The 19,659-nt window shown below is 40.7% G+C and carries 14 protein-coding genes; 3 read left to right on the forward strand and 11 right to left on the reverse strand.

Translation table 11 applies throughout. The annotated features are described in order from the left end of the window. Positions 1-29 precede the first annotated feature (29 nt). The 10 genes from DTQ70_RS07575 to DTQ70_RS07630 all read right to left on the reverse strand — a co-directional run bounded on the left by DTQ70_RS07575 (position 30) and on the right by DTQ70_RS07630 (position 10,016). On the reverse strand, positions 30-473 hold the full coding sequence (locus tag DTQ70_RS07575; protein WP_122930246.1) for an acyltransferase: 444 nt from the start codon (positions 471-473) through the stop codon (positions 30-32). Positions 474-476: 3 nt separating this feature from the next. Next, complete coding sequence (nhaA, locus tag DTQ70_RS07580; protein WP_122930247.1) at positions 477-1,619, reverse strand: Na+/H+ antiporter NhaA; 1,143 nt, start codon at positions 1,617-1,619, stop codon at positions 477-479. A 683-nt stretch (positions 1,620-2,302) separates the two neighbouring features. Continuing rightward, positions 2,303-2,776, reverse strand: coding sequence for a hypothetical protein (locus DTQ70_RS07585; RefSeq protein WP_122930248.1), 474 nt, complete (start codon positions 2,774-2,776; stop codon positions 2,303-2,305). 22 nt (positions 2,777-2,798) lie between these two features. Then, positions 2,799-3,758, reverse strand: a complete 960-nt coding sequence (locus DTQ70_RS07590; RefSeq protein WP_122930249.1) for a restriction endonuclease — start codon at positions 3,756-3,758, stop codon at positions 2,799-2,801. A gap of 169 nt (positions 3,759-3,927) precedes the next feature. Then, on the reverse strand, positions 3,928-4,749 hold the full coding sequence (locus DTQ70_RS07595; RefSeq protein WP_164489917.1) for a hypothetical protein: 822 nt from the start codon (positions 4,747-4,749) through the stop codon (positions 3,928-3,930). Positions 4,750-4,954: 205 nt separating this feature from the next. After that, positions 4,955-5,812, reverse strand: coding sequence for a hypothetical protein (locus tag DTQ70_RS07600; RefSeq protein WP_122930251.1), 858 nt, complete (start codon positions 5,810-5,812; stop codon positions 4,955-4,957). An 852-nt stretch (positions 5,813-6,664) separates the two neighbouring features. Further along, on the reverse strand, positions 6,665-6,928 hold the full coding sequence (locus DTQ70_RS07610) for a hypothetical protein (RefSeq protein WP_122930253.1): 264 nt from the start codon (positions 6,926-6,928) through the stop codon (positions 6,665-6,667). A gap of 130 nt (positions 6,929-7,058) precedes the next feature. After that, on the reverse strand, positions 7,059-8,024 hold the full coding sequence (locus DTQ70_RS07615; protein ID WP_122930254.1) for a rhomboid family intramembrane serine protease: 966 nt from the start codon (positions 8,022-8,024) through the stop codon (positions 7,059-7,061). A 286-nt stretch (positions 8,025-8,310) separates the two neighbouring features. Then, positions 8,311-9,144 (reverse strand): hypothetical protein, encoded by an 834-nt coding sequence (locus DTQ70_RS07625; RefSeq protein ID WP_122930256.1) that lies wholly within the window; start codon positions 9,142-9,144, stop codon positions 8,311-8,313. Between the two features lie 146 nt (positions 9,145-9,290). Further along, a complete protein-coding gene (locus tag DTQ70_RS07630) occupies positions 9,291-10,016 on the reverse strand; it encodes a hypothetical protein (RefSeq protein ID WP_122930257.1) in 726 nt (241 codons plus the stop codon). A 274-nt stretch (positions 10,017-10,290) separates the two neighbouring features. On the opposite strand from DTQ70_RS07630, the gene sufB reads away from it, so the two are divergent. From sufB to DTQ70_RS07645, 3 genes are all read left to right on the forward strand, one after another. Continuing rightward, complete coding sequence (sufB, locus tag DTQ70_RS07635; protein ID WP_122930258.1) at positions 10,291-11,736, forward strand: Fe-S cluster assembly protein SufB; 1,446 nt, start codon at positions 10,291-10,293, stop codon at positions 11,734-11,736. Positions 11,737-11,828: 92 nt separating this feature from the next. Next, positions 11,829-14,135 (forward strand): FdhF/YdeP family oxidoreductase, encoded by a 2,307-nt coding sequence (locus DTQ70_RS07640; protein ID WP_122930259.1) that lies wholly within the window; start codon positions 11,829-11,831, stop codon positions 14,133-14,135. A gap of 200 nt (positions 14,136-14,335) precedes the next feature. Next, positions 14,336-18,106: a putative Ig domain-containing protein gene (locus tag DTQ70_RS07645; protein ID WP_164489918.1), complete on the forward strand. Its 3,771-nt coding sequence runs from the start codon at positions 14,336-14,338 to the stop codon at positions 18,104-18,106. A gap of 93 nt (positions 18,107-18,199) precedes the next feature. On the opposite strand, the gene DTQ70_RS07650 is transcribed toward DTQ70_RS07645, so the two are convergent. Further along, complete coding sequence (locus tag DTQ70_RS07650) at positions 18,200-19,546, reverse strand: Gfo/Idh/MocA family protein (protein WP_122930261.1); 1,347 nt, start codon at positions 19,544-19,546, stop codon at positions 18,200-18,202. Positions 19,547-19,659: the final 113 nt, after the last annotated feature.

The following is a 19,659-nucleotide window of genomic DNA, read 5'->3' on the forward strand; positions in this document are numbered from 1 at the left end:
CACGAGCGGGGACGCTCGCGCCAACTAGACTAATAATACTTAAATACTTGGTTTAAATAGTTTGTTAGGTACAAACATAAGCCAATGATTGATAAGTTGATAAAGGCCCTAAAAGACCATTTTTTATTTGAAAAATCGTAGTGTATAAATTTTGAAACTGCGACGGCTATTCCCATTAAAAGAAACCAAACAGAAAAAAATAATGAAAGTCTTCCTCTTGCCAAAGTCGTGACTAAATCGTGAATAAAACCGCAGAAGACAAATGTCAAAACTAATGACAACCCAGCTGGAAGTACTTTTTTGAGTGGTTTGAATATTTGTAAACCTAAATAATAGCCAAAAATAGGGTTCCAAAAATTCCAAAAGGTAGCAAAGTTTTTGGCTCCAAGCGACCTTTGTAAATTATTATGAAGAGAGCTTGAGTTTCCAATTGGAACCCCATTCCTTTTTTTTACGTATTCGGACAATTTCATTATTTAGTCTGCTGTTTGTTTTAGTGTTTGTCGCAAACTAATAAAACCTAAAAACCCTGCTGTCAAAGAAGAAAGCAAGATTACTAATTTTGAGTTGTTTATGATTGTCTCATCCTCAAAAGCAAGCAGCGTAATGAAAATAGACATCGTAAAACCAATTCCAGCCAAAAGACCAACGCCAAAAATTGATTTCCAATTGAGGTCGGTTGGTAGTTTGCAAAGTCCCAAAGTCACGGCTAAAAATGTTAATACAAAAATACCCAACGGCTTACCTACGATTAGTCCAAGTGCGATACCTAAACTGTTGTTTTCGGTTAAAGTGTGAGTTATGTCACCACTAAAAACTATGGCGGTGTTGGCTAACGCAAAAATGGGTAGAATAATAAATGCAACGGGCTTGTGTAGAAAGTGTTGCAAAATGTACGAAGTTGATTTTTCGTCTCCATTGCCGAAGGGAATGGCAAAAGCCAATAAAACCCCCGTAATAGTGGCATGAACGCCTGAATGAAGCATGAAATACCACATTACAATCCCACCAAGTAGGTAGGGGATTAGGTTTCTTACTTTTAGCCTGTTGAGTACCAAAAGCAAACTAAAAATAAATAACGCAATAAATAAGTTAATCCAAAGCAGTGTTTTGGTGTAGAATATTGCGATTATGATAATAGCGCATAAGTCGTCAATAACTGCTAAGGCGGTTAAAAATACTTTTAAGGAAGTTGGGACTTTGTTGCCTAATAATGATAAAATACCTAGTGCAAAAGCAATGTCTGTCGCCATCGGAATACCTGCACCCGACTGTGTTTCAGTGCCATAATTAAACATTAAAAATATTCCTGCGGGTAATAATATTCCCCCAATCGCTCCTAATAATGGCAACAGTGCGTCTTTGATTTTTGAAAGTTCGCCAATGTAAACTTCTCTTTCTAACTCCAAGCCAATGAGTAGAAAGAAAATCGCCATAAGACCGTCATTTATCCAATGTTCAACGGATAAACCCGCAAATTTGCTATGGAAAAAAAGCTGATAGTCTGTGCCGAAGGGTGAATTTGTAAGTACCAACGATAAAATGGTGCAAGCAATTAAAACAAGTCCCCCTGCTTTTTCGCTCTCAAAAAACTCTTTAAATAATTTAGTTGCTATCATTGATTAGGTCTATCAGTTTGTGGTGGGGAACGTGGCAAGTAGCGGTTTGCCGTTTGGTGTTGTAGTGGTAAATTTAGCACAAAAGTTTAACAGATGCACGGACATATAATGTGATACTTTACATATCGTTGAGGCAAGTTGCTGTTAGACAGGGTATTAAGTAGATAGTTTGCCTCGAAAACGTCAAATTCTAACGCCAATCTAAGCTTGAGCGTAATCCACAAACGCACCTAAAGCCCACGCAGCTAGGGGCATTTGCCAAACCGAAGGTGCTTATGATAGGGGATTTTGGAGGTGGGGGACGCTCGCGTGTGATAGCCTAAGGTTCTACCTCGTGCTGATTATTTTCAGGCTTCTAGCCCAAGTTGCGGAAAAAGGCTGGAAGCCTTGTAATAGTTGTCACAAGCGGGGATGCTCGTGCCGTCGGAGATTGAAATACTCACAAAAACAAAAAAGCAGGCCAAAATTTGCTCTAAAAGTACTTGCTAGATTGACGATAACTCCATTACAAAAGCAGAGGGTTTGGTGAGCTCTCACCGCCAGGCTAGCCGCCCGCCCGAGTTTCGTTCAAGACTGGGCGTTCCCCATCGTCTTCATGGCTTAGCCTTCGGCTGCCATGAAAGCTTAGTTATTGTGAGCAGTATTTTTAACTGGACTGTTCATGGTGTCGTTCAAATGATGTGTCATTTTTTAATACTAAGAATTAAATCTTCTTCTTCCTTTTCAAAGGGCATCCATTTCTGTTCTTTATTATTCCAAGAAAATTTTTCTACGCCTATAGGCTCATTATATAGCTGTGTTAATTTTTTATAAACAGTTTCCTCTGTTTTTCCTAAGTCGGTGTTTGAGCTAACTATTAAATCAATTTCATTATTAGAGTTTCTCAATTTGACATCTTTGAGGTAGTCCTTATGGTAGATTTTCTTTTCTTCAACTGCTATCACATGTTGGTTAATTGTGCCACACTTCTGGATGATTGGGTATTTGTCAATTGGATGCTTTCGTAGTTCATCAAGTAGTTCTGGAATATTATCAAAGGGATGCCCAAGCAATTTGTATGCTCCAAAGATGTAAGGAATTGTCAAGCCTGTATTTATCATTCTTTTTCCCTTTAAGAGTTTTGTTAACTTATACCAGATTGGATTATAATTTTTCATCTTGAAGAATTGACGTCAGTTTTTAAAGTTTTGAATATGGTTCTTTATCAATAATCGCTTTTCTAATTTTAGCTCTGAAATATTGGGTTAGGTCCTTGTCATTATCAAGAATATTGATAAATTCTTCAAGGTCCGTCAAAACTAAAATAGCTTTATTTACCAATGCTTCTTTACTTGCAACTATTCCAGAATCTGTAAATCCTGACGAGGAAATGAAAATTCCTTGAGCGCTTGTTCGATGATATATTCTGCCTAAATGGGCAAAAATGTCTTCGCTGCCAATCTTATCCTTTTTCCATTTCATTTCAACCAAATAAATTTGGTTGTCAATTTCTATTACTCCATCAATCTGCTCAATAATCCCTTCGCCATTGTCACCTTTACGAGTAAATGCTTCACGAACAAGAATTCCATAAATTGAAAAAATTGAGTTGAGAGCCGCTTCTAACTTTTTTCCACGTTCCTGAGGGTTTTCAAGTGCGAAAAGTCCATAAAATTCTTTCTTCGTTTTCTCTATTAATTCTTTTTTCTTTTTGATTTTTTCAACTCTTTTATTGTAGTCTGCTGTGTGTTTTGATTGGGCAGCTTCCTTTTCCTGTTTCATTCGTGTAAATGTGTCTTTGACATTTACGATATTTCTAATTTCTGCAACAAGTCCTTTAGCTTTGTATTGGTCAGTTTCCCAGCAATTGGTAAAAGATTCAAATTCCACAACTCGCTTTAGAAGTTCCCTTCTTTCCCTAAGATAGGTATCTGTTTTTTCGTTTATTCGAGTCAGTATAGTCCTGACGATCTCATATTTGTTTATTCCGTCTTTATCAGCTTCTAATTTTTCAGAAATGTCCTTAAATACTTTGTCAGGAACACCTGCCCCCCTAAAAAAAAGAAGCACAGATTTCTTTGAACGATTTAAAAGCGGAATCGTCTCAACAAGTAATTCGAAAAGTTCCGGTGGATAATGAAATGTGTCTGTTTGTGTCATATGTTAAGTCATGTAATATTGCCGCTAACGTTTTGCAGCTACCCGAAGGTGGCGATTTAGAATCACTTCACTGTCAACCAAGCACAAAATTTGATAGAAGTACAAAGCTTCATTTAAGCACTGAACCCGCTTTTTTGCCAAGCGCCTATTAGCAGTTTGCCCTTCTTTTTCAGAGTGATACATAGTCGATAATTCGTCCAATAAATTGTTGAGCTGTCCCACCTACTTTATAACTGTCTGCAATTGTCGTTAAACTACTTGCGACACTTGTTCCGTTAAGAAGGATTTGTCCCACTTTGTTTAATAGTGATTTACTCTTTTCCTTTTGTCCTGATTTTACTGCGGTTAAAAGTTCATTCAGAGTATCTTTAATGTCGGAAATGTCTGCTTGATTAAGAGTGTCGTTAATTAATTTTAGGTCGTCATTAGTTATTGCTTCTACATTTAGAAATTCACGACTTAAAGAGATGTCAAATAAATCATCAGCTATTACGCTTTCATTTCTCGGAAATAGGTCGTCAGAGACGAATTTTGCAATGCACTTAAACCCAAAAACTATGTTGTCGTGAAGATTAAAGATAATTGCACTTCGTCTTTCGAGTTTGTTATATAAAATTTGTATTTGTCCCGGAGTTTGCGTTACGACCTGTCCTGCGAAACCAACTGGAATGTAAGGTTTGTCCTTAAACTTAATAATGTCAGGAATATAGTTTTGTGGGAACAATATTCCTACTACTGTTCCACCCGGAACTCCATAATCGTCACAGAAAGTTATTTCGTTTTCCTTAATATAAGTCCTTGTCTCGGCTCCCGGTCTGCGTTTAAGAATATTCAATTCACCAAATAACTCAAATGGAAAGTAGTCAGAGTCACTTTCTGTTTTTGTTCTTCTGTTTTCAAAAGTCCATTGAAAATTATTAGACGTGATTTGAAAAACATCCACTGTTCCGTCCTCATTAATTTTCTGTATTACCATCAATTTTGTTATCATATTCTTTCGATTTGTCTGTCGTCTTAGGGTGACGCCTAACGGAAAAGCATTTGTGCAGGGTGGGATTAGTATCACTACCGTTTCCACACGTACAAAAGCCAATAGAAAGCACAAATGTTTTAATGTAGCACGTCTGTCCGCCTTGCCACAAATACAATGTTGTATGCTGTTGTTTTTTTACATTATGTGGTTTGCTTATTTTTTATTAATTCTTGTATTTATTTAAGTCCGAAATACCGACAGTTCTCCAAACAACAACTTGAAAATAGTTCTTGGTCACTTTTTCAAGTTCATTACTTATATTTCTTTTAAAGCTAACACCAATATTAAAATTAATCCCAAGTGATTTTGCATCTGTTTCTAATGTAGATGCGATTTCATCCACACTATTTTCATTTATAGTTATATCAAAGTAAACTATTCCTATTGCAGTTATTAACCTTTTTGGATTTTCAAGGTTGTAAATACTATTTCTACAATCAGAATATTCTAAGTTTCTTGCTATTTTTATTACTGCGTTTTGGTCAAGTTCAAACTGATGATATCTGCCTTCAATTTTCAATTCTTTATTGGCAAATTTTAAGTATGCAGCGTATAATTTTGCCTTAAAACTTTCAATTATATCTGTATTTAACGATGGATTCGCTATTCTAATTTTATTCAAATCAGATTCTACAGTTAAGTCAATATCTAGTTTTAAAAACTCCTTCTCTGAATAATTTATACTTTGTCCTTTATTTCCTGTTGAGCCAAGCCTTTTGACTTGTTGCTCTGTAAAAGGATTCTTAGTATCTGATGAACAAGGAAATTTTAAGTTTCCAGTTTTAATGTTCTCAGGGAAAACGTGTCCTAAAATATTGTGCGCAATGATTTCAGGTGTACTATTATCATCAATTATTGGGTCATAAGTTTTCTTTGTCATCTTCATATAAGGACCTAAATTTCCAGGACGACAATCATTACAAACTACAGAAGTCTTTAATTTCTTACCTTGAATATTGAATGTTGGTTTGCATCCAAACCCTAATAATGCGATTGAAAGGATAACCGTTATTTTTTTCATATTGTTTAGTTTTAGTATTTACAATAGCATACAACGGAGGGTAAATGGGTGCGGCCTATGGTCGAAGACCTCATTATATTGGACCCATTTGCCTGTTGGGCGACGCTGATTTTTTTTAAGCCATTTTAAGTTATTCTTTTGCTTACGCTTTGTAGGCGAAAGAATAACGGTTTGAAAAAAAGTATGAAAAAAGACAATAAATTTCAAATTTTATTCGCTTACAATTCAAGATTTTTCAAATCTTGCCTAAAAGTGCTTAAAAATCTAAGAGATTTTTGAATTGTAAACGAATCTGCCACATCGTCTTTTTTCATTCAATGTCTGTCCAACGAGTGGATAGACCCCACTCCATCATCTTCAAACACTTATTAGTATCTTGTTTTCGAGTACTCTGGCGTCTATTTCTAATTTGTACGCAATGATTCCACTTTTGGGGCTAATTTCACTTACGCGCTGCTGCCGTTTGCACCTTCATCAAGTACATTGCCTACAATTACCCCAAAAGTAAAAAACAAGTGCGTAATTACTCATCTAGTTCAACGAATATTTTATTTGGGAAAATCGAAGGTGAGTTATGGTGCAAAAAGCTGGGAAATTCCACTGAGTGCAGGTAAGTGGAAAGGTCAACAGAAGAAAAGGCTGGAAGCCTGTCAAGCTATGGGAGGAGGACAGCTTTAAAGGGTGGAAACGTGATAGCGCGAGGTTCTGCCTCGTGCTGATTATTTTCAGGCTTCTAGCCTAAGTTGTGGAAAAAGGCTGGAAGCCTTGAAATAGTTGTCACGAGCGGGGACGCTCGCGCCATCGGGGGCCTTACTTAACCATAGAGATTTTTGATATTCTCAACTATTCATTTTAAGTTTTTTGGCTAAAAATGATTTGTTTATCGTGTTCTCGAAAGCCTATAATTATGCCACTAACAATACTTCCTAATGGGTGATAATTTTTATTTTTGTAATTATCTTCAGTCATATTAAATATGTCAACAATTTGAATTAAAACAGTGAATTCTTGATTTACGCCTAAGTCAATAAAATCTCCAAAGGGAGCTTTGTAGATAACTTTTCCTTCGATTTTCTGTCCTATTACATACTCCTTTTTAGCCTCTTGCCATGTCATTTTGAAAAATAGTTGACTTACTAGATGAAATTGTGTAGGTATCCTTGTGCCTAAATATGATTCGACCACAAATAGAAGCTTCATAGCTTGGATTTCAACTACCGTGAAGGTGTAGTTATTGGTGGCGAAATTATTCAGTAGAAAGTGACTTCAAATTGTTCTTTGCCCATTGGTTGTCTTTGTCAATGATTAATATTTGATTGTAAACTTTTTTGACTTCATTATATTTTTGGTTTTTATAAAGTTTGACAGCCTTTTCTTGTAGTTTATAAACTTCAAGTTGTCTCAAATTTGTCTTTGCAAACTCATTGCTCTGGTCTCTGCTTAGAATTTTTTTGTAAATGATTATTGCTTCTTCAACCTTTTGATTTTGATGGAGATCGAATGCTTGATAGGAAAGCCATAAAGTAGAAAAAGGATTCCAAAAAATTGAAGAAATTAAAATAGATAAAAGTAAAACCCCAACAGCCGATTGTTTATAATTGTCATACTTGGAAATGTAGGCTAATGTCATTCCCCACAAAAACCCACCAATGTGAGCTGCATTTCCAACATTCCATGCCTTGACATATGTCAAAATAAGACAAAGAAGTAGCCAGAAGATAAATAATCCTGTTATCTTTTTATCAAGATAGTCTTTATATTGTTTAGTTGTTTTACTTTTTACTAATATAAAGCCGAACAAAGAATAACCAATCCCTGAAAGTCCAATTGCTGTTGTGCTAGTAAATGAAACTTCAGATAACGAACTCACTAAAGCAGAAGATAAAATGAGGATACCATAAAATATCTTCTTGCTTTCGAATTCAATCTTCTTTCCAAAAAACCATACCCAATATAAATTAAAAGCAATATGCCATATTTCTGTATGCAAGAAATTAGAGGTAATAAGTCCCCAGTAACTTCCATTAAAAATGTCTGTCACGTTTGGCGAACCCCATTTTTTATAAACCTCCCAATTGTCATTTTGTTCTTCTAAGTTGATTCCAATGAATAAAACGATACTTGTTAAACAACAAATTGCTGTCAGTATAGGAATGTACTTTTTAAATGAATTGTCAATTGGTGCATGATTAATCTCTATTATGTCAGACATATTATAGCGTGTTTCTAGCTTTTACAACCAAATTTAAACTATGCGCTGCTTATTGCCGTTTGCACCTTTATCAAGTACATTGCCTACAATTACCCCAAAAGTAAAAAACAAGTGCGTAATTACTCATCTAGTTCAACGAATATTTTATTTGGGAAAATCGAAGGTGAGTTATGGTGCAAAAAGCTGGGAAATTCCACTGAGTGCAGGTAAGTGGAAAGGTCAACAGAAGAAAAGGCTAGAAGCCTGTCAAGCTATGGGAGGAGGACAACTTTAAAGGGTGGAAAGCCTACTTTTCAGTCAGTTGGCGTTGTACAGATTTAACAAAGCCCACCGAAACACCAGCAATGTCTGCAATTTGTTCAAGAGTCAAAGACATTTTAGAAAGTAAGTTTCTTACAATTCGTTCTTCGGTTTTTTCTTGTCCAATGAGAAATGCTACATCTCTTTTTTCGTCAATATATTTTGCGATGCTGTCCATTACAATATTCTTTAATTTTTGTTCTAATTTACGCAGTTGAGCCAAGATACGCAACTGTTTGAAGTACCTTTTTAACGCCAGATCTCCGCTAGTAGTTTCTTCAAGTCGTGAAATGATGTCTTTCAGGGCACTTTCGGAGGTTTCTTGGCCAAAGTTAGCTAAAACAGATAAAACAATTTCCTCGGGGCGATTTGATTTTAGGAATATTTTGTAATCTACCGAATTGATAGCAAGCAAATTGTACTCGAAAGCCAAACCCACATCGGTCAAATGTGTCTCCATTTTGGGTTGTCCTTTACCCAGGAAAATCACATACTGATAAATGGGAAGTCGGTACTTTCGTATGAGCATGGCCTTGTAATCAAGCATACGATGTACCATTTCATCATCATCTTTGACCTGAAACTCAATCTGAAGTATAAAAGTTTTGCCTTTGTCGTCGGTGATTTTCTTTAAGGTGTCAGGTTTTCGTTCTTTAGTGTGTTGAATGTCGTCAGGCAGTTCTTCCATAGAAACAGCCGTAATTTCAAGTACATTTTGCATGATACTTGAAATCACAGCTTCAAGATTCTCTTTAAAAATCTTATCATATTGTGAAGATTGCTGCCCATTTGGTTGGCGTTTTTTCTTTTTGGCTTCCATGAAGCAAAGTTATAAAGATATTCTCTATTATATCTATATAGAATTCTTTTTTAAGTAAAGTCAAAAGCCGCCACTTAGGCAAAAAGAGGCCAAAAAAACAGCACGAGCCTATTGCCCGTGCTGCTTGGTTGGTACTTTATAATAACCTACTGTTTGGTCAACGACGCCTTGATTTGGGTGTAATAGAGGGTGGTTAGTCCCTCAAAACCCGAATCCGTGCCTACGATGAGCCAAAGCTCGCCTTTGTCGTTGGTTTTGGCCGAGAAAGGGGCTTGACTATTAGTACGTTTGATGATTTGGTATTTGACGTCGTCGCCTTCAATACCAATTGTGCCAAGGAGTACGGCATCCTTTCCACCTTCACTTTGTGCACCCTTGTCCCAGTTGAGTTTCCATTGTCCCGTATTGTCTTTTGCGCGTTGAGGTTCGGTGCCCGAAGCTCCCGCTTTCAAATACACGGCTCCGCCAGGCGAACCGCCAATACCAACGCTGTTTTGGGGGTATTTGGAGGCCAATTCAACCTCAAACCCGATTTTATAGGTTTGGTTGGGCGTCAACCCCGTCAACTTACGGGTCAAATACATAAAGGCATCGTCGCTGCGGTTGTGACTCTGAATCATCATTGATTTTTTGAGGGTGTCCGTCGGCAATGCCGCAATCTTAGAACTAAACTCCATGATTCCCTCTTGCTGTTCGTTGTAATCGACCAAACCAGCCGTCCAACTATCCGCTCCTTTGTTGAAGTCGGTGGTGAAGGTGGGGTTCGGGTTCGGCGTTTCGGTTTCGGTGTTACAACTGCTCAATCCCATGGCGAGAACGGTTCCAAAGGCCCAAATAACGTTTTTGACGGGGGCTACTGATACTACTTTCATTGCTGTTTTTTTTCGTTTTTTAAATGAATAATGGTGAATCCAAGGCCTCGGAAATCAGTGAAATGACGTGGATGGTGAACGGAAGGTTGGAATGGAGGCGAAAAAAAAGCGTTGATTTTTCGGCTTGGGCAGGACAAGTGGCGGTAGCTCTGAGGGTTGGGAATCGGCTTGTCTGTTCTTATTTAGATTTTTTTTAAATATATTTGCGCCCAAAATAGAACATTAGTCGCCCGTTTTTTGTTGAAAATTTAGAATAAACGCATATCTATACGCGATGAGCAAAGAAGTTGAATTGTTAGAAGAAATAACCAATTCGGAGTACAAGTATGGTTTCGTGACGGATATTGAAGCCGAAGAAGCGGAGCCAGGACTTTCCGAAGACACAGTTCGTTGGATTTCAGCAAAAAAAGAAGAACCCGAATGGATGACCGAATGGCGTTTGAAGGCGTTCCGCGCGTGGCAAACCATGGTAGAACCCAAATGGCCAAACGTTCATTACCCGCCCATCGACTTCCAAGTCATTAAATATTACTCGGCTCCAAAACAGAAAAAAACGGTCAACTCGCTCGACGAAATCGACCCTGAGTTGCGTCGTACTTTTGAACGTTTGGGCATCTCGCTCAACGAGCAAAAACGCCTGTCGGGAGTGGCTGTCGATGCCGTTATTGACTCTATTTCGGTCACCACAACCTTTAAAGGAGAGCTAAAAAAACAGGGAATTATTTTCTGTTCTATCAGCGAAGCCATTAAAGAGCACCCTGACTTGGTTCGTAAGTACCTAGGTTCGGTAGTACCTGCCAAAGATAACTTTTATTCAGCGCTCAACTCAGCCGTTTTCTCGGATGGCTCGTTTTGCTATATCCCCAAAGGAGTACGTTGTCCGATGGAACTTTCGACCTATTTCCGTATCAACGCGGCGGGAACGGGGCAGTTTGAACGCACACTTATCATTGCCGATGAAGGTTCGTACGTTAGCTATTTGGAAGGCTGTACGGCACCTATGCGCGACGAAAATCAGTTGCACGCGGCGGTGGTAGAAATCGTTGCGCACGAAAAAGCCGAAGTGAAATACAGTACCGTTCAGAACTGGTACCCAGGAGATAAAGACGGGAAGGGCGGTATTTTTAACTTCGTGACAAAACGTGGCCTTTGCGAAGGCGCTAATTCTAAAATCTCTTGGACGCAGGTAGAAACAGGCTCGGCCATTACGTGGAAATACCCTTCTGTTATCTTAAAAGGTGACAACTCGATTGGGGAGTTTTACTCAGTGGCTGTGACCAACAACATGCAAGAAGCTGATACGGGTACTAAAATGATACACATTGGAAAAAATACCAAAAGCCGTATTGTATCAAAAGGTATATCAGCAGGAAAAAGCCAAAACTCTTACCGTGGACTTGTGGAGGTATTCAAACGTGCCGAAAACGCGCGTAACTTCTCACAGTGCGACTCCTTGCTGTTGGGTGATACGTGCGGAGCACACACCTTCCCGTACATCGAAGTGAAAAACTCAAGTGCAACGGTAGAGCACGAAGCAACTACCTCAAAAATTGGCGAAGACCAGTTGTTTTACTGTAACCAACGCGGTATTCCAACCGAACAAGCCGTGGCATTGATTGTCAATGGTTACGTAAAAGAAGTCTTAAACCAACTTCCAATGGAATTTGCGGTAGAAGCTCAGAAATTGTTAGAAATCAGCTTGGAAGGTTCGGTAGGATAATTTTCTACAGAATTTACCACTTAATATAAAGTAACCAACTACGACGGTATGGCTTTTTTAGGAAAGTCATACCGTTTTTTATTGGCAAAACAATGGAAAAAACTCCCCACCCCGTAGAACTTACTCCTGAGGAATTGACAGGAATTTCGGTTGAATCCCCCAAAGAAGTAGCCGTTGGGCTGCCTGCGGTTACCAGTGCCTTGCAACACGTGTTTGGTGCTATGGACGTGGCGCGCGGTACCAAAGCTTTACTCAATCTCAACCAAAAAGATGGCTTTGACTGCCCAAGTTGCGCTTGGCCAGACCCCGACGACGAGCGTTCGCGGATTGCAGAGTACTGCGAAAACGGAGCAAAAGCCATTGCAGAAGAAGCCACAACCAAACTGTTGACGGCCGATTTTTTTGCCAAACATTCTATTGAAGAACTAGGAACGTGGACCGACTACGAATTAGGTCAACAAGGTCGTTTGACCGAACCACTGTTCAAGCCGAAAGGAGCAACCTATTATCAAGCTATTTCGTGGGACGAGCTTTTTTTTAAAATTGGCACGCACCTAAAAAGCCTTGCTTCACCCGATGATGCTGTTTTTTATACTTCGGGGCGAACGAGCAACGAAGCTGCGTTTTTGTACCAACTTTTTGTAAGGGAATTTGGAACCAACAACTTTCCAGATTGCTCCAACATGTGCCACGAGTCGAGTGGGGTAGCCCTCAACGAGACTTTAGGGATAGGAAAAGGGTCGGTCAAATTAGATGATTTTTACAAAGCAGATCTAATAATCATTGCGGGCCAGAACCCAGGCACAAATCACCCACGGATGCTGTCGGCGCTGGAAAAAGCCAAGAAAAATGGGGCAAAAATTTTGGCCATAAATCCCTTGAAAGAGACTGGCTTGATTGCGTTTAGCAATCCGCAAACGGTAGGAGGGTTGCTAGGGGCAAAAACGGCCTTGGCCGACGCGTACCTACAAGTACGCATCAATGGCGATGTGCCGTTGTTTAAGGCGTTTTTAAAGTACTTGTACAAAGCCGAAAAAACGACGGGAGGGGTGTTTGATTGGACGTTTATTCGTGAAAAAACGCAGGGCATCGAGGCACTGCTGGAAGACCTTGAAAAACACGATTTTGAACAACTGATACGTGATAGTGGCTTACAGCTAAAGGAAGTGGAAGAGGCGGCGGAATTGATAAAATCGTCCCAAAACATCATTGGCTGCTGGGCGATGGGGCTGACGCAGCATAAAAACGCCGTAGATACCATTCGCGAACTGGTAAATATACTTTTAGTAAAAGGGTCGATTGGAAAGCCTGGCGCAGGAACTTGTCCTGTTCGGGGTCATAGCAACGTGCAGGGCGACCGCACGATGGGGATTTGGGAAGCTCCTCCGCAAGCATTTTTAGATAAAATACAAGCGCAATTTGGGTTTGACCCTCCTCGCAAACACGGCTACAACACCGTGGAGGCCATTAAGGCAATGCACGAAGGTAAAGTTGGGTTGTTTTTTGCGATGGGGGGAAATTTCCTTTCGGCAACACCAGATACCTCTTTTACCGCTCAAGCCCTCCGAAAATGTCAGCTAACAGCGCACGTATCGACAAAACTTAATCGAAGCCATTTGGTGACGGGTGAGGAAGCGTTTATTCTTCCCTGCTTGGGACGTACCGACAAGGACTTGCAAGAAGGTGAGCTTCAGTTTGTAACTGTCGAAAATTCGATGGGTGTCGTGCATAAATCTATGGGCAAACTATCGCCCGTCTCGGCACATTTGTTGAGCGAACCTGACATTGTTCGACGGTTGGCAAAGGCTACCTTGGGCAATACATCAAAAGTAAATTGGGATTATTTGGTACAACACTATGACCATACACGGGAAGCGATTGAGCGAACTATTCCAGGTTTTGAGAATTATAATCAACGTGTTCGCCAATTAGGCGGATTTTATTTGCCGAATGGCCCCCGTCAAGGAGAATTTAAAACCGTGACCCAAAAGGCCATGTTTTCAATAAACAGGTATAGCCCAATTGTGTTAAGTGATACCGAATATTTGATGATGACCATAAGAAGCCATGATCAATTTAACACGACAGTCTATGGGTTAGATGATCGTTACCGTGGTATTTTCAACGAACGGCGCGTTATCTTAATGAACCAAAACGACATCCAAAAAGCAGGGTTGGTGGCTGGCGAAAGGGTGGATTTATTCAATTATCACGGTGGCGTAACCAGAACAGCCCCTAACTTTGTCGTTGTACCATACTTATTGCCTGAGCGTTGCGTGGCGACTTACTTTCCCGAGGCAAATACCCTTGTTCCAATCAATAGTTATGCTGACCGAAGCATGACTCCAACGTCTAAAGCAGTAATCATTGAGATTATCTGTAAAGAGAAGAAAATTTGAAATAGCCTCGTTCTTCAAAAACCATGCCATAAGTAAATTTCTAAATGGGAAGGTGATAAAGTACTTTGTATCCCAATATTAAGGGGTTTAGAGCAAGGTTATTTACAAAAAAAAGTGCTTAATAGCCCTATAAGGCGCTTTTTTGCACGGTTTTTGATACAGGTATATCAGATTGCCCCTTTATCAAAAACATGTCCCAAATGATTATACGTGTAGCAAGAATTTTGTGTGTACTGGCATGGGTGGTTTCTTTAAAAACCAGCGCAAAGATTAATTCTGACCCATTCACTTCACCTCAACCGCACCATTACGTCGCAGACGACAATCAGCGCTATTTATGCGTTGCTTTATTAAATACTACCGAAGGAGATGAACATGGCCTCAATGTCATTCGTGAAGCCGCCAAGCAAGGTTGTAATGCCGCCATGATTACGGTACGCTGGGATGTTGTGTATCCGCAGGTGTCAAGTTCAGCCAACTGGGTACAATTCGATAACCAAGTGAAATTGTGCAAAGAGCTAGGATTGAAGATTTTTTTTCGGATTCACTTGGCACGTTGCTGTAATCGCAACGAAGGCTTTTGGACTGAAAGTGAAGCCTCTAAAGACCAACAAGGCCGCGTGTTTAAAGAGATTTTTAGCATGGCGCACCAGCCTTCTGTCACCAAAGCCCTTGGTTTTGTTAAAGAAGTAAGTCAAAGGTATGTTTCGTATTTGCAAGAAGGGCGCGTTTTGTGCGTTGCTGCTACGACTACTACAACCCAAGAGGCGGGCTACCACTACGAAGGGTATATTCCTAACGGAAACATAGGTTACGGAGACCCTTATCTGTCATTGTACGATTATACTTCTACGATGCTTACAGGGTATCAAAGCTGGTTGGCAGCTAAGTATGGTTCGCTTAAAGGAATTAATGATGCGTGGAAGTCTGATTACAGCGCGATTGGAGATATTCAACCAATCACAACCGACTATAGCCACCCAGAAAATAAACGTTGGGCTGATTGGTATATTTATCGACATACGCTTCTAAAAAACTTTTTGGACGGGGTAAGCAGCACGGTTAAAGGTGTGAATGCTAATTACAAGGTTATCAATGATTTCGGCTCAGTCCATGATGGACTAAGTTTTCGTCGTGGAACGTTGGCTTTCAAGGATTTAGCTCGTAATGTTGACGGCACAAAAATAAACGACTCGCAGTACTACAATCACTATTTTAGTGCGGATGTGTTGCGCGGAAGCATGGGTGATAGGTGGATTATGAACGAAGCGTTTCGTGAACCTGATTTGTCGCAGTTTGGCATGGAGCAAATGCTAGGCCAACATTTTGAACGTGGATGTAAGTTGGTCAACGTCGTGATTAATAACACGGCTGACTTAAATTGGTTTGCTCCCATGATTAAAAGTGTAGCGGCCAACTGGTTATCCAAACCCATGACCCCCATTGTGAATAAACAAAAAATGGTGGTTAAACTGTCAGAATTGGTAAGAACAGGGAGCTACGGTATTCCAGGTTATACCAATCGTTGGGAAGAAAAGCGCGTAAGCGGCCCAGTCGAAATTCAATTGGTAGAGGATTTGCTCGGCGAACCAGAAGTCAATCAGCCCCCTGTGGTAAAAACCGCACTCTCAGACTACACCATTACGGCTGGTTTTGATGCGACCTACACCATCCCCGAAGGCGCATTTCAAGACCCCGATGGCAGCATTGAATCGTACGCGGTGAGCGGCCTACCTACTGGTTTTTATTTTGACAAAAACACGATTCGTGGTAATTCGTCGATGGTGGGTACGTATAAAATTACGGTTACTGCAACCGATATGTATGATGCTTCAACCAGCACAACGTTCAACCTCAAAGTAGTAGCTCAGAAACCTTCTACATTGGCCTTGTTTAAAGCGGGTAATTACCTGAATCGTACATTTTTACGCAATGTAAAAGATAGAGATACCCTTAATTTTAATGACCTTAACTTCCTTACAAATTTTATCGCAACACCCGATGCCTCGGCCAAAGCTATTATAATGCGACTAACTGGCCCAGTCAGTCAAACGCGAACAGAAACGGATGCTCCGTTTGCACTTTTTGGTGATGATGGAGGAACAACCCTGAGATTAGGAAATTATCAATTGGTGCTTGAAGCTTATAATTCAACGTCAATCGTACCCGCCAATGGGATAGGTCGAACGACCATTAATTTTGTCGTGGCAAATCAGCGGGTCAATCAAGCGCCAGTCGTAGCGACAAAAATTACTGACCAACAAGCCACCATCAACCGTAACTTTATCTTCATCATTCCAACCAGTACTTTTCAAGACAAAGACGGACAAATTTCAAGGATGGTTGTGACTGGCTTACCATCGGGAATGGTGGCAAACAGTGGCGTGATTAGTGGAGCCCCAAGGGCAGCTGGAAACTTTACCGTAACGGTTGAAGCTTTTGACAATGAAAATGCGTCGGTCAAAACCCAGTTTTTACTAAAAGTATTATCTGTGAACCAAAGTCCGATTGTTGTGACGACTATTCCTGACCAAGTGACGGTAGTGCAACAAACGTATGAGTACGAAATTACACCTAATATTTTCCGTGATAATGACGGATATATTGTACGGGTGTTGGTGCAAAATTTGCCGCAAGGAATTACGTATGCCAACAACAAACTTTCGGGAAAAGCCGTAACAGCGGGCGATTATAGAGTGATTGTGCGAGGAATCGACAATGAAAATGCTTCAGTTGAAACTACCTTTCAGTTATCGGTTAGAAGTATTTCCTCGAATTTGCCACCAGTAGCAACTACAACTTTGCCTACCCAACGAGTCGTGGTGGGAAATCCGTTTTCATATACACTGCCGCAAGGGCTTTTCCGTGACCCTGAGGGGGGAACTGTTCGGTTGGAAGTAAGTAACCTGCCGTCAGGGTTTGTGTATGCCAATGGGTCAATCGTCGGGACTCCGAGTGTAGCGGGCGAGTATAAAATTGTGGTGCGTGGCTATGATGGCTTGGGCGCATTTGGAGAAACAACCCTCACGTTGTGGGTAACGTTGAGTAATGGAAATATTCCGCCAGTAATCGTTACCCAAATCCCCGACCAAGAAGCTGTAGTTGGGGAAGCTTTTTCCTTGAACATTGACTTGAATGGCTTCCGCGACCCAGATGGTATTTTGTTTGGTGTTTTGGTGAGGAACTTGCCTCCAGGCTTGTCATTCCAAGGTGGGAGTATCGTAGGAACACCAACAACTGTTGGAAATTATACGGTGACAGTGCGTGCCATAGATAACCAAGGAGCGATTGTTGACGAGTTCTTTGTCATCAAAGTAAGTGAAAGTACGCCAATGACTGCCAACCTTGTTTTTAGTTTGTTCAAAGCGGGAGGTTCGTCATCAAGAAGGTTTATCCGCACCCTGCGTGATGGGGATAGGATTTCACTTTCGTCGGTTCAATCCATTGCTACTTTTGTAAACATTTTTGCGGAATCAAGTCAGGCGGTGGATCGAATTGAGTTTAACATGACAGGTGCTGAGACCCAAACTTTTTCAGACTTAGCGGCACCTTATGGGTTATTTAATGACAATGATGGTTTTAGCGCAGAGCTAGGGACGTATAAGCTTACAGCAAAAGCAATAAAGTCAAACAAAGTAATTGGAGAATCAACGATTACTTTTACGCTAATAGCTGGTAATGCCAGAATAGGCGAGGAAGAAGCAGAGGTAGTGAATGTATGGAGTGCGTATCCGAATCCTTTTGTGTCGGTCTTAAAAATGACCCTTCCCGATACCTACAAGCCAGAATCCACGACATTTTCAATTGTAACGCTTGCGGGCTTTATGATGCCAGTGTCGCAGGTTCATTGGCATGGACTTGAGGCCGAATTAGAACTAGCACCGTTACAGTTGACAAAAGGTACGTACCTGCTCCAAACTTCGCATCCTGACATGCCGACTAAAGTGATTAAGGTACTGAAACAAGAATAAAAGCACAGCGTCAATTACCCTACAATGAAATTCCCCGTCAACCAAGCAAATTTGCAAAGGTGACGGGGAAAATTATTTTAGGACGAAGCCTGATTAAACGGCTATGGTTTTACCAGGAACTGCGACAGGATAGAAGCCATCGGCTAGTGGTAAGATTTTTGGTTTGGCATCCCACGCAATTTGATCAGGGAAAAGGCTAATGTTTGAGTTGAGGGCTTCTTCCCATTTTACCAATTTTCCAGAATACGTAGCCATACGACCCATGATGGAAGTAAGGGTACTTTTTGCCCCGTTTTCGGCATCGGCAAATTTGTATTCACCTTTGGCAATGGCTGCAAAAAGCTCATCGTGCTCCACTTGATATGGGTTACGGTCACCTTTCCCTTCGTGGGCATAAATGACTTTTCCGCCTTGGTATGACTTCAAAACGGTGTTGTTGCCGTTGAAGCTATCGATGCGGCCTGTGGTGCCCAAAAACTGCTCATCTACTTTGCTGTACGTTCCTTCGTAGTGGCGGCATTGGCTGTTGATAAGCGTTCCGTCGGCGTAAGTGAAGTCCACGATATGGTGGTCAAAAATTTCACCAAATTCTTTTCCGTTACGGATTTGTCGCCCACCCGTACCTTGTGCCGAAACGGGGTATCCCTGTTTTGCCCAGTTAGCTACGTCGATGTTATGAACGTGTTGCTCGGTAATGTGGTCGCCGCATAACCAGTTGAAATAGTACCAGTTACGCATTTGGTATTCCATTTCAGTTTGATTCGGTTTGCGAGGGTGATTCCATACGCCACCCGAAACCCAATACACACTTCCACCGACGATGTCGCCAATTTTTCCGTCGTGAATGCGGTTCATCGCTTCACGGTAGTTGCGTTGATAGTGACGTTGAAGTCCAACAACTACGTTCAATTTCTTGCGTTTTGCTTCTTCGGCCGTTGCAAGCACTTTACGAATACCTGGCGCGTCGGTAGCCACAGGTTTTTCCATAAATACGTGCTTATTTTGGCGAATGGCTTCTTCAAAGTGCATTGGGCGGAAACCAGGAGGCGTGGCCAAAATAACAACATCTGCCAAAGCGATAGCCTGTTTGTAACCGTCAAAGCCTACAAACATGCGATCTTTTGGTACATCAATTTTTGATTTAACATCAATCTCTACACCAGCATCATCTTTGTATTTGCGTTTGGTCAAAGCGGTATATGCGTCGTCCAAGCGGTCTTGGAAGGCATCTGCCATGGCTACGATTTTTACATTTTGTTTGGTGCTAAGGGCTTGGGCTGCTGCACCCGTTCCGCGACCACCACAACCAACAAGGGCGATTTTGATGGTGTCATCATTTGACGAATGAAATCCGTATGAAGCAAAAGGTAGGCTACTTAGCAAAGCACCTCCTGTTAATAAACTAGACGATTTGAGAAACTCTCGGCGATTAGTTTCCATTTTTAGAAAAGAGTTTAAGTTGGAAATTGTGGATGTCGTTGATTTAGCGACCTAAAATCAATGTGTTTGTCAGCCTATAAAAGTGCCCAAAAAACAAAAACTACCCGTAAAGA

This window comes from Runella sp. SP2 (assembly GCF_003711225.1).
GTDB lineage: Bacteria > Bacteroidota > Bacteroidia > Cytophagales > Spirosomataceae > Runella.